General features: G+C 43.3%; 14 protein-coding genes. 7 read left to right on the forward strand and 7 right to left on the reverse strand.

Features of this window, described 5'->3' with window-relative positions:
• Positions 1–11 precede the first annotated feature (11 nt).
• The 3 genes from ASV53_RS01250 to galM all read left to right on the forward strand — a co-directional run bounded on the left by ASV53_RS01250 (position 12) and on the right by galM (position 3,459).
• Positions 12–1,067 (forward strand): UDP-glucose--hexose-1-phosphate uridylyltransferase, encoded by a 1,056-nt coding sequence (locus tag ASV53_RS01250; protein WP_094955798.1) that lies wholly within the window; start codon positions 12–14, stop codon positions 1,065–1,067.
• A 96-nt stretch (positions 1,068–1,163) separates the two neighbouring features.
• Positions 1,164–2,324, forward strand: coding sequence for a galactokinase (gene galK, locus ASV53_RS01255; protein ID WP_094955799.1), 1,161 nt, complete (start codon positions 1,164–1,166; stop codon positions 2,322–2,324).
• A 100-nt stretch (positions 2,325–2,424) separates the two neighbouring features.
• Entirely contained in the window at positions 2,425–3,459 is a 1,035-nt protein-coding gene (gene galM, locus ASV53_RS01260) for a galactose-1-epimerase (protein ID WP_239928703.1), read from the forward strand.
• Between the two features lie 143 nt (positions 3,460–3,602).
• On the opposite strand, the gene ASV53_RS01265 is transcribed toward galM, so the two are convergent.
• Positions 3,603–4,601, reverse strand: coding sequence for a substrate-binding domain-containing protein (locus ASV53_RS01265; RefSeq protein WP_094955800.1), 999 nt, complete (start codon positions 4,599–4,601; stop codon positions 3,603–3,605).
• 166 nt (positions 4,602–4,767) lie between these two features.
• Here ASV53_RS01265 and ASV53_RS01270 point away from each other — a divergent pair, with 166 nt between their 5' ends.
• Positions 4,768–5,100, forward strand: coding sequence for a tRNA-binding protein (locus ASV53_RS01270; RefSeq protein WP_094955801.1), 333 nt, complete (start codon positions 4,768–4,770; stop codon positions 5,098–5,100).
• A 122-nt stretch (positions 5,101–5,222) separates the two neighbouring features.
• On the opposite strand, the gene ASV53_RS01275 is transcribed toward ASV53_RS01270, so the two are convergent.
• The gene (locus tag ASV53_RS01275) at positions 5,223–6,002 is read right to left on the reverse strand and encodes a THxN family PEP-CTERM protein (protein WP_094955802.1); all 780 of its coding nucleotides are present in this window, start codon (positions 6,000–6,002) and stop codon (positions 5,223–5,225) included.
• Positions 6,003–6,384: 382 nt separating this feature from the next.
• On the opposite strand from ASV53_RS01275, the gene ASV53_RS01280 reads away from it, so the two are divergent.
• On the forward strand, positions 6,385–7,014 hold the full coding sequence (locus ASV53_RS01280; protein WP_094955803.1) for a PEP-CTERM sorting domain-containing protein: 630 nt from the start codon (positions 6,385–6,387) through the stop codon (positions 7,012–7,014).
• A gap of 134 nt (positions 7,015–7,148) precedes the next feature.
• Here ASV53_RS01280 and cuyB read toward each other — a convergent pair whose 3' ends face one another.
• On the reverse strand, positions 7,149–7,859 hold the full coding sequence (gene cuyB / locus ASV53_RS01285; RefSeq protein WP_094955804.1) for a cysteate racemase: 711 nt from the start codon (positions 7,857–7,859) through the stop codon (positions 7,149–7,151).
• Between the two features lie 270 nt (positions 7,860–8,129).
• On the opposite strand from cuyB, the gene ASV53_RS01290 reads away from it, so the two are divergent.
• The gene (locus tag ASV53_RS01290) at positions 8,130–9,014 is read left to right on the forward strand and encodes a LysR substrate-binding domain-containing protein (protein ID WP_094955805.1); all 885 of its coding nucleotides are present in this window, start codon (positions 8,130–8,132) and stop codon (positions 9,012–9,014) included.
• Positions 9,015–9,123: 109 nt separating this feature from the next.
• Here ASV53_RS01290 and ASV53_RS01295 read toward each other — a convergent pair whose 3' ends face one another.
• Positions 9,124–10,437, reverse strand: a complete 1,314-nt coding sequence (locus tag ASV53_RS01295; protein WP_094955806.1) for an anaerobic C4-dicarboxylate transporter — start codon at positions 10,435–10,437, stop codon at positions 9,124–9,126.
• A gap of 473 nt (positions 10,438–10,910) precedes the next feature.
• Between ASV53_RS01295 and ASV53_RS01300 the strand changes: the two genes are divergently transcribed.
• Positions 10,911–11,681, forward strand: coding sequence for a TSUP family transporter (locus tag ASV53_RS01300; RefSeq protein WP_094955807.1), 771 nt, complete (start codon positions 10,911–10,913; stop codon positions 11,679–11,681).
• Here ASV53_RS01300 and ASV53_RS01305 read toward each other — a convergent pair.
• From ASV53_RS01305 to ASV53_RS01315, 3 genes are all read right to left on the reverse strand, one after another.
• Entirely contained in the window at positions 11,632–12,486 is an 855-nt protein-coding gene (locus tag ASV53_RS01305) for a LysR family transcriptional regulator (protein WP_094955808.1), read from the reverse strand. The genes ASV53_RS01300 and ASV53_RS01305 overlap by 50 nt on opposite strands.
• A 150-nt stretch (positions 12,487–12,636) precedes the next feature.
• Complete coding sequence (locus ASV53_RS01310) at positions 12,637–13,128, reverse strand: MarR family winged helix-turn-helix transcriptional regulator (RefSeq protein ID WP_062688752.1); 492 nt, start codon at positions 13,126–13,128, stop codon at positions 12,637–12,639.
• A 115-nt stretch (positions 13,129–13,243) separates the two neighbouring features.
• Entirely contained in the window at positions 13,244–14,554 is a 1,311-nt protein-coding gene (locus tag ASV53_RS01315; protein WP_094955809.1) for an IS4 family transposase, read from the reverse strand.
• Between the last annotated feature and the right edge of the window lie 15 nt (positions 14,555–14,569).

A 14,569-nucleotide genomic window follows, 5' to 3' on the forward strand; every position in this document is an offset into this window, starting at 1 on the left:
TGAGTAGAACAATGTCGAACAATAAATTTAATCCAGTTGATCACCCTCACCGTCGTTATAACCCGCTGACAGGGCAATGGATACTTGTGTCACCGCATCGCGCGAAACGTCCGTGGAGCGGGCAAGATGAGAAACCATCAACCGCACTGTTACCAAGCTTTGATGGTGAGTGTTTCTTGTGTCCGACTAATACCCGAATTTCAGGTGATAAAAATCCTGATTATCAAGGGACTTATGTCTTTGGTAATGACTTTGCCGCTTTGATGCCTGATTCACCAGACGCGCCAGAATCGGATAATCCGTTATTTAAAACTCAGGGTGTGCGTGGTCTTAGCCGTGTGATTTGTTTCTCTCCCGACCATAGTAAGACATTACCAGAGTTGCCTGTTGATAAGATTCGCGGAGTCATCGAGACTTGGAACGATCAAATCGAAGAGCTTGGTAAAGATTATATTTGGGTGCAAGCGTTTGAGAATAAAGGCGAGACTATGGGGTGTTCGCAGCCGCACCCACACGGACAGGTTTGGGCAAATAGCTTCTTACCCAACGAAATTGAACGTAAAGATAAGCACTTAAAAGAATACTACGATCAGCAAGGCACTAATTTGCTGGTGGATTATGTACAAGCCGAAATGAAAGATGGCTCACGCACTGTGGTGGAGACAGAACATTGGATTGCGGTTGTGCCTTATTGGGCCGCTTGGCCTTTTGAAACCATGCTGTTGCCAAAAACACACATCCGTCGAATGAGCGAATTGAGCGATGAACAGCGTGATGATTTGTCTGTGGCAATTAAAAAATTAACTAGCCGCTATGACAACTTATTTGAGTGTTCTTTCCCTTATTCGATGGGGTGGCATTACGCACCATTTTTTGAGGCGGACGAAGAAACTAAACATTGGCAATTACATGCTTTGTTCTATCCGCCCCTACTGCGTAGTGCAAGTGTGCGTAAGTTCATGGTCGGCTATGAAATGTTGGCAGAAAGTCAGCGTGACTTAACAGCAGAGCAAGCGGCACAACGCCTTCGGGACTTGAGCGACATTCATTATAAAGAGCAGTGCTAATCAGCTTTATCGTACTTCTTCACGTTAATCCATATATTAAGCCGCCGCTCGTGAACAGAGCGGCAGAGCGCATACATTATTTTTGAGAGTTAGGTTATGACTGATTTAATCCACAATGTGAAAGCATCTTTCGAGCAAGTTTTAGGCTATGCACCGAGTCATATTATTCAAGCGCCAGGTCGTGTGAATCTGATTGGTGAGCATACTGATTACAATGACGGTTTTGTATTGCCTTGCGCGATTAATTACCAAACGGTGGTAGCCGCGGCTAAGCGCGAAGATAACCTTGTCCGTGTGGTTTCCGTTGATTATGGCAATGCGGTCGATGAGTTTGACCTAACCCAAGACATTAGCTTCCAACAAGACAAGATGTGGGCGAACTATATCCGTGGTGTGGTGAAATGCTTGATGGAGCGCGGTTTTACCTTCTCGGGTGCTGACATTTCTGTGAGTGGCAACGTTCCGCAAGGTGCTGGATTAAGTTCATCAGCAGCACTGGAAGTGGTCATTGGTCAAACATTTAAAGTGCTTTATAACCTAGAGATCAGTCAAGCAGAAGTTGCGCTAAATGGCCAGCAAGCGGAAAACGAATTTGTGGGTTGTAACTGCGGCATCATGGATCAGCTAATTTCGGCAGAGGGGCGTGAGAATCACGCGTTATTAATTGATTGTCGCAGCCTAGAAACGGTACCTGTTTCAATGCCTGAAGATATGTCGGTTGTGATTATCAATTCGAACAAGAAGCGTGGCTTAGTTGATAGTGAATACAATACGCGTCGCGCGCAGTGTGAAGAAGCGGCCCGTATCTTCGGTGTACCAGCACTGCGTGATGTTTCAATCGAAGCGTTTGAAGCAAAAGCTGCTGAACTTGATGAAATGGTCGCTAAACGTGCGCGTCATGTGATCACTGAAAACGACCGAACAGAGCGTGCAGCAAGAGCCCTGATTGCTCACGATATGAAATTGATGGGTGAGTTGATGGCGCAATCTCATGCTTCAATGCGTGATGATTTTGAAATCACAGTATTTGAAGTGGATACCTTGGTAGACATGGTTAAAAACGTGATTGGCGATAAAGGTGGCGTGCGCATGACGGGGGGTGGTTTTGGTGGCTGTATTGTCGCGCTTGTTCCACCTGCATTAGTTGATGAAGTAACAGCGGCTGTTGAAGCTAATTATGAAGCAAAAACAGGCTTGAAAGCATCGATTTATGTTTGCCAAGCAAAAGACGGTGCAAGTCTTGTTGAATACCTTTAATGAGGGGAAAAACATCATGCAGTCTCCCTTAGCTAAAAAAGCAGAACGCAACAAGCATTCTGATGGAAATGGGCTAGTCGAAACTGACATAGTCAAAACAATGAGTTCGCAGAGCGCCTTTGATGGGCAGCCTGCATATTTGGTGGAATTAACCAATCAAGCTGGTATGCATGTAACCCTAATGGATATCGGCGCGACATGGTTAAGTTGTCGCTTACCATTGGCAAGCGGTGAGCTGAGGGAAGTGCTCCTTGGTATGGGGACCATGGATGACTTTATGCGTCAAACCAGTTACATGGGTGTAACGGTAGGGCGCTACGCAAACCGTATTGCCAATGGATCTTTTTCCATTGATAACAAAAAATACCGAGTTTCTACTAATCAGGCAGGAAACTGTTTGCACGGCGGAGCTGCTGGGTTAGATAAAGTCCGTTGGAACATTGTCGAGCAAAGTCAGCAGCATGTGGTCTTCTCAACGGTTTCATCAGATGGTGACCAAGGCTTTCCCGGCGAACTTACCGTTAGTGTTACTTATTCTCTGACTGAGCAGCACGGCGTTACAATAAGCTATGAAGCTACAACCACCCGTGCGACACCTTGTAACTTGACTAACCATGCTTACTTTAATTTAGCTGGGGCCGCCACTGGAACGCGTTGCCATCAGCACAGGGTGAAAATTGCTGCCAGTCAATATTTACCAACAACAGATAAAGGTATTCCATTAGGTGAATTGGCGGATGTAGAGGGCAGTAGCTTTGATTTTCGTGATGGTAAAGTGCTCGCCAACGATTGGATGGCAGATCAGCAGCAACGAATGGCGAAAGGCTATGATCATAGCTTCTTATTCCCAGCTGAGCGCGAAACTTATTTACCTGTTGCGGAAGTGATTAGCCCTGATAATAAAGTACGATTGAATGTTATTACTAATAAACCGGCAATGCAGTTGTATACAGGAAACTGGCTAGCGGGTACGCCGAAACGAGAAGGTGGTGAGTACCGTGATTTTGCTGGACTGGCGTTAGAAACCCAGTTTTTACCTGACTCGCCAAATCATCCTGAATGGCCTCAGCCAGCCTGTATTTTAAGGCCGAAAGAAACCTATCAGTACTTCACGACTTACCAGTTTGAATGCTAGCGAATTAAGTACTCTCGGTTTGCATCGTGAGCTTCCTTGCTAACTAATATTAATGATTCCCCTAAAAAAGCTCAGTATGAATTGTTCATGCTGAGCTTTTCTTTTTTATTTTCTAATTTTATCTGATGGCTCCACCGCGTTATTTAACGGCGTTCAACTGAATCTCGACGAACAAGCGTCGGCGAGAAAATAATGGTTTCGGGTTCTCTGTTTTCTTTTTTAGCCAGAGAAAGGGCGAGTTGCGCTGCTTTTTCTGCCATCATCTGAATCGGATAACGGACTGTCGTTAGGCGAGGTTGGATGTATTTGGCGATTAGACCATCATCGAAGCCCATCATTGAAACTTGGCGAGGCACAGCGATGCCATTTTCATCAAGTACAGACAGTGCACCAGCGGCCATGTAGTCGTTGTAAGCAACGACGCCAGTAATGTCGAGTGACTTACTTAGCAGGTTAGTCATGGCTATTTCGCCACCGTCACTGTTTGGCTCTCCGTATTCAATATAGCTGTGAGGTAACGTTATTTGGTTATCGGAAAGTGCGGCTAAATAGCCTTTTACTCGCTCATCGGCATCTTCAATTTTGTGGTTAGATGCAAGACAAGCGATTTTCGTGTGGCCCTGACGGATAAGGAATTCGGTCGCTAAGTAGGCGCCTTTATAGTTGTCTAATGAAATACAGCGATCAGCCAATTCAGGAATATGACGATTAATGATCACCATGCTTTTTACTTCTTGGGCATAGGCGATGAGCTCTTGATCTGAAAGACCTTTAGCGTGGATCACTAATGCATCGCAGCGGCTATTGATCAGTAAATCTAAAGCGCAGCGCTCCTTTTCAGCATCGTGATAGCCGTTACCGATCAGAATATGCTTGTTGTCTTGATGAGCAACAGTGTCTACTGCTTTAATCAAGGTGCCGAAAAAAGGATCGGACACATCACCGACAAGCACGCCGACAGTATTGGTACTTTGACTAACAAGCGCTTTAGCTGCAGCGTTAGGGCGGTAGCCGAGTTTTGCCATCGCTTTTGTCACAGATTCGACCGATGCTTTACTGGCTTTCGGTGATTTGTTGATGACACGAGAAACAGTAGCAATAGAGACTTCTGCTTCTTTTGCGACATCTTTAATGGTAGCCATGTATTACCTCTTTTCTTAACTATCAGCTATTTAACACTTGATGTGAAAATAACGCAATCAAGACTATGATCGGTTACTCAAAATGGGATCTTTACCGTTTGTATTATAAACGATTGCTGATAGTGTAAACGTTGTCTTTTACTAAAATTTTACTAGGGTTTTATTGATGGAAACGATAGCTTACTCAGACTTTGCAAAATTAGAAATTCGTACAGGAAAAATCCTTGATGTGAAACGTCATGAGAATGCAGACAAGCTTTATATCGTGCAAATTGATGTCGGTGGTAACACATTACAAACAGTGACTAGCCTAGTGCCGTATTACACTGAAGATGAACTATTGGGCAAAGACGTAGTCGTGCTTTGTAATCTAGCAAAAGCGAAAATGCGTGGTGAGACATCGGAGTGTATGTTGTTATGTGCGGAAACGGATGATGAATCAGAAAGTGTCTTGCTTACCGCAGAAAAAGCAATGGCCGCTGGTGTGCGTATTGTATAAGTTGTTGTCAATTCGTCATATAGGCTCGTGTTAAATGAAAACGCAGTACTTGTATTAGTACTGCGTTTTTTCTTGTCTTATTCTCTTTTGGTACTGGTTGTTTGGTATATTCTTTTTAGTATTTATTTTTCTGTCACTGCTTTATTCTTTTTCATGCGACGAACTGCTCCTAACCCGAGTAAACCAGCTCCTAGAATTGCAAAAGGAGCAGGCTCAGGGACTTCATTAATATCTTCAAACGCTGTAATTTTTGCAATGATAATAGCTTGGTTATCAACTTTTTCTTTCGTTAAGAAGCCATCTACAAAGTTGCCACCAACGGTGAACCCTCGAATATCAACAGTATAATCAACACCGCTAATCGAAAAGACATCGGTAAACGCATTGGTATTGGTGGTAACTCTATCGGCACAGCCATTGACATTTACACCGGTTTGGCCTGCAGGCCCATAAGCACAAGGGTTGGCACTGTTAGGTGTTTCTTCATGATTAAAACTAAATAAGAAATCAACATTTTCTGCTGGTAGAGCACCCGCTTGTACGGTTGTCGATAGTTTTAAATCAACACTTAGTAAACTTGAACCACTAGAAAAAATAGGATTATTTAAGTGAGTGAAAGTACCGAGTTCAAAAGTATCACTCATTCCCATAACAACATCAAATTCGGTACTAAATGGTGATTCTGAATCAAAATTGTAACCACTTTGTCCGCTTGCCGTCGCAGGGCTACCCCAGCGAATTGTTGGATTAGTCCCCGCTGCAGATGCAACCGGTTGATTTGGTCCTGGTTTTGCTACTGGATTCAACCATTCCGCTGTAAATGCCCCGAAGTTAACAGGAATAGCTTGTGCGTTAAACGCGGCAATAAGTGTGATACCTGCAACTAATACTTTAAGTTTCATATTCGTTCCCTCATTGATATAAATTATGTTTGGTTGTTATTCAGTAATAGATATATCAAGTCACATGCCAGTTTAGAGACAAAAAAACTGTGTAAAGAAAATTGACAAATAATCGTATTAATTGAGCAATAAAGGGGAAGGTTTGAATAATAGGTAGTATCAAAAGTGAGACGCTTGTTTTTGTTTGCAAATGGAGACGGGAATTTGCGAGAAATTTAGCAAATTGCAATGCTCGTGAATATATGGTTTTTAACGATTAAAGTGTCAGTTTTTTTACACTGTAAAATTAATGCTTATTTAATGTATTGATAAGTAGGAATATAAATGTTGGTGCGAAGATTGCTCTTTACCTAGTGAATCAATATATAGATAGGGAAGAGTTATGCGATTATTAAATAAGATATTGGTAGTATCATCATTTATTATTTCGACTTATATACATGCTGCGTCAATAGCATGTGATGCCGCCATTGCAAATAAAGTGACTGTAAATATGGGGTGTGAGGTCGGGTCTCAAAAAAATGATAAATTGAACCCAACACTAGCCGTTAACGATGATGCTATGTTTGGTATTACCAACTGGGAGTTCTTTGGTAAGATTTTTGAAGGTGGATCTGGAGATAACTCTCTAGATATTAATCTTTCAACAGGCAACTATACCTTCAGTGCAACGGGTGATCTCCAAATGGGGACGTGGTCGATGACGAGTGGTATTTGGACTGCGTTTGATGACATCATGCTGGTCTTTAAAGGCGGTAACCCTAACTTTACGGGCTACCATATTAAAGATGGTGAAATCTCGGGCAGCTATATGACGCCTCAACTTAAAGACGGTAAGCCTCAGGATATTTCTCATATTACTTTTTACGGTGTGAAGGGTGATGGTGTCGAGTGTCAAGCAACACCATGTGGTCCTATCCCTCCAGTACCAGAGCCATCAAGTATTGCTCTCTTCATGCTAGGTATGACAGGAGTCGGTTGCGCAGTACGCCGTCGTAAAAATAAGCAATAGCTTCAGTAGTTTTGGTGTACTGATTTATATGATTTTTGAACAATAACTTTTCTAGATTGATATCACCTAAGAGCTAGCATATTGCTAGCTCTTTTGTATATTAGTTACCAGCTTGATGTCTTCCCTTACTTTAATTATGCCACCAATTCATGTTCGTCTGCAGTTGCCCATGCAATACATTCATCAGCAAGGATTTCTAGTGAATCAAGACACTTCAACGGTTGTGATTCGACTTGTGACGCCAGTGCAATGGGGATTTCAGTACAACCAAAAATAACAGCGTCAGCACCGCGTGCCAGCATAGCCTCAAACACTGGCGCCATAAGTTGTTCACCTTCCTTGACGTTACCCGCTTTTACCGCATAAATCCCAGCCATGACTTGTTGTTGTTCCTGCTCTGTTGTTTCTAAGCCATCAATTCCTTTTTCAGCAAGTCGCCCTTGATACATGTTGGTCATCATGGTGGCCGTTGTCGCTAGAATGCCCACACGCTGGTATTGTCGATATTTAGCTTCACTAACAACACTATCAATAATGCTGATTGTGTGAACATGACTAATGGCTTGGAGGCGCGCATACCAAAAGTGTGCGGTATTACAGGGAATAACAATACAACTTGCCCCTGCACTTTGTAATTCTTCAAAGCCCTGTTTTAGAATAGGGAATGGATCTGGCCCCTTATTTAGAATGCACGCGGTGCGATCGGGAATTTGAGGAACACTGCTGACTAACATTGGAATATGTTCTTGGTCACTATGAGCCGGGGTACGGGCAATAATTTTTTGCATAAAAGTGACGGTAGCAAGTGGCCCCATACCGCCTAAAACGCCCAGTTTTTTCAGCATGATTATGTTCCTAATAGAGTGTTGTTGAAACCACTATAAATAGGCGTAGGTGTGTTTAGAAATGCTAAAGCTGGCACTCTGATGCCGAATCGGTATAGCGAATTCACTTGCTGTTTGTTGTTTTGATTTTTCAGTTTCTAATGGCAATAAATGGCTTGTTCAAGCGGTAAAATAGAAAAAGGAAAGTGATTAATGTGATGTCTGTTACAAGCAATATCGCGAGCATTAATGCATTGTTAGGTATAATTATTTTCTTTTTCTGTGCTTATTATGAATATAGAAAGTAAGTGGCTAGAAGACTTTTTAGCTTTGGCTGAACAACGCAACTTTTCTCATGCTGCCGAGCAACGCAATGTCACTCAGCCTGCGTTTAGCCGCCGTATTCGTGCACTTGAAAATGCAGTCGGTGCCGAGCTTGTCGATCGAACCAAAACCCCAATTGCACTCACGCCAAGCGGTAAGCTATTTCGAATTTCAGCCCGTACTCTTATTAATCAAATGGTCGATGGCATCGGTCAGCTATCTGATCTGTCAAAACTGGGCGGTAATATTGTTCGTGTTGCTGCGGCGCATTCCTTGGCGACGAGCTTAGTGCCAAATATCCAGCCACTATTAAGCCATGGTAAACACAACCCCTTGTTAAGCGTTGAAGCGATCGATGTCGATCAAGCGACAGAAGAACTGCATGAAGGCAGTTGTGATTTGTTACTTGCATTTGATGATGAGCGTTTGCGTTTACCGCCATATCAGTCATTGCGTATAGGTGAAGCTGAGCTACTGCCTGTGTGTGCCTGCGATGACAAAGGCGATCCTCTATTCCAGTTTGATTCAAAGCAACCGACACCATGGTTGGCGTATAGTCCAAGTTCTTACATGGGGCGACAAGTTGAAGCTGTGCGCGACCAAGTTAACTTGCAAGCGGTGTTTTCGTCATCAATGACAGACTTACTCAAGATCTTAGTGTTGAAAGGGCAGGGTGTTGCTTGGTTACCGGATTACGCAATTAAAGATGAGTTAGCGCGTGGGCAAGTCGCACTGGTTGGTGAGTCATACCTTCGTTTGCCTATTGCTTATTATGCCTATCGCTATCAAGCGCGACTGCACCCAGCAGGTGAGCAAGTGTGGAATACGCTTTGTCAGTTAGTGACAGACTAATTAATCCCTGAACGAAGCAAAGTGTAATCAACAAGCAAAGCCCAGCTAATACGCTGGGCTTTGTTGTAAAGGGAAATCAATTTTTTCGCCTATCGCTGCATCACCTTAGTTACAAAATCATAGGTGCAAGCACAAAACCGCAAAGGGTTGAGATGATGACGCCACAAAGCCCTGGTAACAAGAATGGGTGGTCAAAAATATTCTTACCCATACGAGTCGTACCCGTTGAATCAAACTCGATAGCAGCCAAAGAGGTTGGATAAGTCGGTAGAACAAATACGCCAGTGACTGCAACAAATGAAGCCAAGATAGCCCAGTGTGGTACTTGAAGACTAAGAGCAAGTGGAATAATGAGTGGTGTCGTCGCGCCTTGAGAAAGAAGTAGCGTACAAGTGCCGAATAAGACCACAGAAAGTAACATTGGGTAAGCTTGAAGTAGGGTACCTGCGGTGGCTTTAATTTCAGGTAAGTAAGCATTTACCATGGTGGAGCCCATAGTCACAATACCGAGAATGACGGCGACTGAACTCATGCCTGAGCGGAAGGTAGTGGTACGGATGATCTTGTCGGGGTTGACCTGACAGAAAGGTACCATTAGACAGGCTACAGCGAACATACTGACAATAATGATGTCACGCGTTGACATCATTGAGCCGTCACCAAATTGCGGACGCAGCGGTGGGAATGCCGCGTAAATAACAATCACGATAGTGGCGAGTAGAAAAAGCAGTACTGAATATTTTGCTTTTGGATCTAACTCAGCATTCGTAGGTGTTTGTGTATCGATCTTTTGTTTATGTTCAGCCTGAATTCGCTCTAGGTAGATAGGATCTTCATCGAGCTCACAGCCTTGGCGAGATGCGACAAAGGCCGCGACCATAGCGGCAATGAAAGACGCAGGTAAGCAGACTGCCATTATCTGTAAAAAGCTGACCCCAATAGGCTCCATGATTGAAATCATTGCAGCCATCGCGGCTGATATCGGAGAGCCGGATATGGCTACTTGTGAGGCAACAACAGCGGCTGAAAGTGGGCGAGAAGGGCGTACTCCTATCTCTTTGGCAACTTCAGATATAACGGGTAAAGTTGAAAATACGGTATAACCAGTCCCAGCCATTATGGTCATCAACCAAGTGAGCATTGGGGCTAGGAAATTAATATAGCGAGGGTTCCGACGCATGAGGTTGCCAGCGTAATGCACGAGCCAATCCATTCCCCCTGCGGCTTGCATAGTCGAAGCTGCAGTAACGACAGCCATGATAATTAAAATGACGTTTACCGCAGGCTGGCTTGGCTCTAAACCAAATCCAAGTGTTAGCACTGCTAACCCTAATCCCCCGGCAAGACCAACGCCTAGCCCTCCCATTTTTAAGCCCCAATAAATGCAACCTAAAACAATAACGAGTTGAATGATAACTAGCATAATTTTTACTCACTGAGTGACAGATTGTTTGGTTTTACGCTGCATGCCTAAAACCTGAATGGTTGAAGTTCATTAACCTACTTTCTATAGGGGTAATGGTGAGCGATTCATTACTCGCTGTTAAATGCTGAAAAATGTTTCGTGATAACAAATCGGCATAGCTAGAGTGATAAAAATGAGATTTAGTTAACTGTAATTATTCAAATCAGTAGTCTGAGAGGGCTGGACGGAGTTACTCGACAGGCAATATTGATCACCTTGATGCATACTTTTTTATTGACGATAACGTGATGCTGATCTTGGCAAATTAGCCGAGATAAGTGTCTGAGTTCCGAGTGTTGAGTATGAGTGATTAACATCCTATTCCAGTTTGGAATGAGTCCGTGTCGCAGCTTTCCTTTTTGATCTTATCAATAAGGAGTTATTCTCCATTTTAGATTGTTGGTTTGAATTTGTTATCCAAAGGAATATAAATGGAATTTTCGTATGAGGTCATCGCGATCCTTTTTGGCGTTGCGGCATTGGCGGGGTTTATCGATGCAATTGCTGGTGGTGGGGGACTACTTACCGTGCCAGCCTTATTGTCTGTGGGCATTCCTCCTGCTCAAGCATTGGCGACCAATAAATTACAGAGCTCATTTGGTAGTTTCTCGGCAAGTTTGTATTTTGTCCGCAATGGGCTCGTTAATTTAAAAACAATGCGCTTAGCGATTGCTTGTACCTTTGTTGGTTCTGCAATAGGCGCAGAATTGGTCCAGTTTATTGATGCAGGCGTACTCACCAGTATTATTCCGTTGTTGTTGCTTGGTATTTCAATGTACTTCTTATTCGCACCTCAGGCAGGTGTCGGTGGGGGTGAAGCAAAGTTGTCTGAAACGGCATTTGCTTTTTCAGTGGGATTTGGCATTGGCTTTTACGATGGCTTTTTTGGCCCTGGTACGGGGTCTTTATTTACGATTTGCTTTGTCGCTATAGCTCAATTAAGCATGATCGAAGCAACAGCCCGAACCAAGGTTCTTAACTTTACATCTAACATCGCGGCACTTTTGTTTTTTATTATGGCAGGACTTCCTGTGTGGGAAATTGGTTTGACCATGGCGGTGGGTGGCTTCATTGGTGCGCGTTTTGGTGCCAAAGTCGCGATAACAAAAGGACGTAAACTAATACGCCCTATGGTCGTGATCATCTCTATGGTTATGGCGATAAAGTTGCTGTTGGAACAAAATCCGCAATGGTTTCAATAAGCTGTTTAACACGCTTAGACTGATAACTTTTTCGACGATAACAAAGGTGTACAGGTCGAGTTAATTCATTTAGAAAATCAAAATGGTGACAGTGTTGTGCTCGAATATTTAGGGTTTTAACAACCGACATGGGTATTAATGCGGGAGCAACACCGCCGAGTGCCAGCTTTGCGGCCGCAGTATAGGAGTCCATTTCCATCATAGGTTGAATGCCCATTTTTTGTAATATCGCAGCTTGGTATGTATTTGCGCTGTTTTTTAGGTCATTCGTCAACAACATTGTGGGTGTTGAATCAAGCGGTGTCGCACTCACAATAGTGAATTGTTCATCGATGAGATGGCGAGCCACGATGCCATGTTGTGGTGGTAAATGACCAGCACAAAAGCCCACTGTTGCGTCACCTGATGACACACTTTCAATAATAAAAGGTGTTTGCTGAGTAAAGACTGATAGATGGGGATCTTTTTGAATATAAGCGCCAAGAATGTCACTCAAATAACCTGCGACTAAGGTTTCAGAGCAAGCAATGGTGATAAGCGAAGTATCTTGAATATCTTGCTGCTCAAAGATCAGCCCTTTCATTTCTCGATAGCTGGGTTCAACGCTATCAATAAGCTGTTTGGCGGTAGCGGTTAGCTGGATATGCCGACCCGCAGGTTCAATGAGCTTCTTGCCTAAACGCTTTTCAAGGTTAGCGATACGCTTACTGACCGCAGATTGGCTAATGTACAGGCGTGTGCCTGCTTTGCTCATGGTGCCTTCTTTGGCTAATACGAGTAAGGTTTCAATTCCGTCAAGTAACACACAGATTCCATTTATGACAATACGGAATAGGTATGGTAGCGCAGTGTGGGGAAGATTAAAGAGGAAAAAGCAATAAGGTAATAGAGAACGTGCAGAGCGTCACGTTCTCTATTCATCAGCTAGGCTTACAATAGCAGCGATAACGCAGTGTTATAAGTTGCTGGCTTCTTCAGTTTTGGTAATGCTACCTACTGCTAGTACAGGTGCGACATCTAAATGCTCCGCATTCATCATTGATGATATGCGTTGAACTGATGAAAGCAGTAAAGATTGTTCCCACTCCTCAAGTTCATGATATTGAGAAATGAAACTATCTTGTAGTGGCAATGGTGCTTTATTTAGCACTTCAACACCAAGAGGGGTCAAATGTGCATGCACTTTTCGCTTGTCTAACTGGCTGCGTTGGCGCACAACAAGTTCTCGCTTTTCAAGGCGGTCAAGAATCGTTGTTGCCGTTGCTTGGCTCATGTTGGTGTTGTTCGACAATTGGCGAATAGTGACTTCACCAGAATCACGGATAGCGCGCATTAATACTAATTGTGGCCCAGTTAACCCAGCGACTTTATTCAGTTTTCTTGAATGTAAATCAATCGCTCGGATAATTTGTCGCAAGGCAATAAGGACTTCTTCGTGCTTGTCCATTTTTCTCTCCAAGATTTAACGCCGCGAAACTACATCAAACAGAGCCAACATGAAAGAAATAGTTGTTAATTTTGAGGGGCTATAGAATTAATGTTAGATGTGAAAATAATGCCGTTCACTTAAGGTGAGCGGCTTTCTTATTTTTGGCATATCGTTGAGGTCTTGGTTTTACCGTTCTTGGGAATGTCCTTTCCCTCCTGCCTTCAAGAATTAAACTCTCAGCCATATTGTGGAACCCCTTTAATTGACGTGGAATAGCGCCAGGCGTTGAATAAGGTAGACCAACTAATAACGCGGTTATGTGAGCTAGCGTTCCATTGAAACTGAGCTGATAAGGGAGATAGTTTCCTTTTAGGCTAAAGCTAAGTTCTACCATCTGATAACGGATCAAATTGTAAGTGAGTAAGATCCCCCACAACTCTTGTTTAACTAACTCAGGAAGACGGCTGCGTAATGTTAAGCGATTGCCTAACATGTACTGTTTTTGTTCTCGGTAACCTAGTTCTATTTCCCAACGATGTTCATAAAGGCTGGCAATATCTTTTGAAGGGAAGCGCAACGCCTCTACCATCGAGGTTAATACTTGATAATCCTTTCCCTTGATCTTTCGGGTCACTAGACGAGCCGTTACCGTTTCGGGTAGCTCTGGCCAAAGCTTACGAGCTCTTGGGTTACTGCGTAAAAGGACTAATTTATCATTACGCCCTAACGATTGAATGACTTCATATTGCGTATTCTTTTTTAGTGGGATCAGCCAATGACGAGCTTGACCTGTTTGATTCCACTTATGCAATAAACCCAATGAATAGAATCCTTTATCAAACATGGTGACACTATGATCGGGGGTGGTTTCAATTAGCTTTTCAGCCAATACCATTTCATTAACATTGTAATCATCAAAGGCACTACCAGTGATGAGGTGGCTACTAAGCTCCATCTGACACACCATTCTCACTTGAGGGTATTGGGTACCTTTTTGTCGGGAAAATGCATCGTTATTTTGTGGGCTATCAGGCGTTCTCCAAACAACACCATCAACGCCTAGCAATGTTAAACCATTCCATTGCGGTAAGTTCGCACTCTTAATCCATGAGGTGGTCATACACGTAAATACGGCTTTTATTGCAGATTCCCCTAAGGTTTTTCTACGCTGCGTTAATGCACTGGGAGCAACAAATGCTTTTCCTGTTCGATCAACAATATCAAGCAGGTTAACGAGATCTTTCATAGATTTATTATTGTAGATAGCCATTCCGACAAGTAACCAAACCATCGATTCGAGCGTCAATTTTCGCTTACGCATCGTAACAGTATCAGTAAGAGAGTAGGCTTCATTGATGAGTTCAATGGGTAGTAGGTCGGCTAACGTTTCAACCTGATTAGGTTTCCAGTCATTAATAATATTGAGAGCTTGAGAAACGTCCATAAAAAAATCCAAGTG

It is taken from the genome of Photobacterium sanguinicancri (assembly GCF_002265265.1).
In the GTDB taxonomy this organism is placed as follows: Bacteria; Pseudomonadota; Gammaproteobacteria; order Enterobacterales; family Vibrionaceae; genus Photobacterium; species Photobacterium sanguinicancri.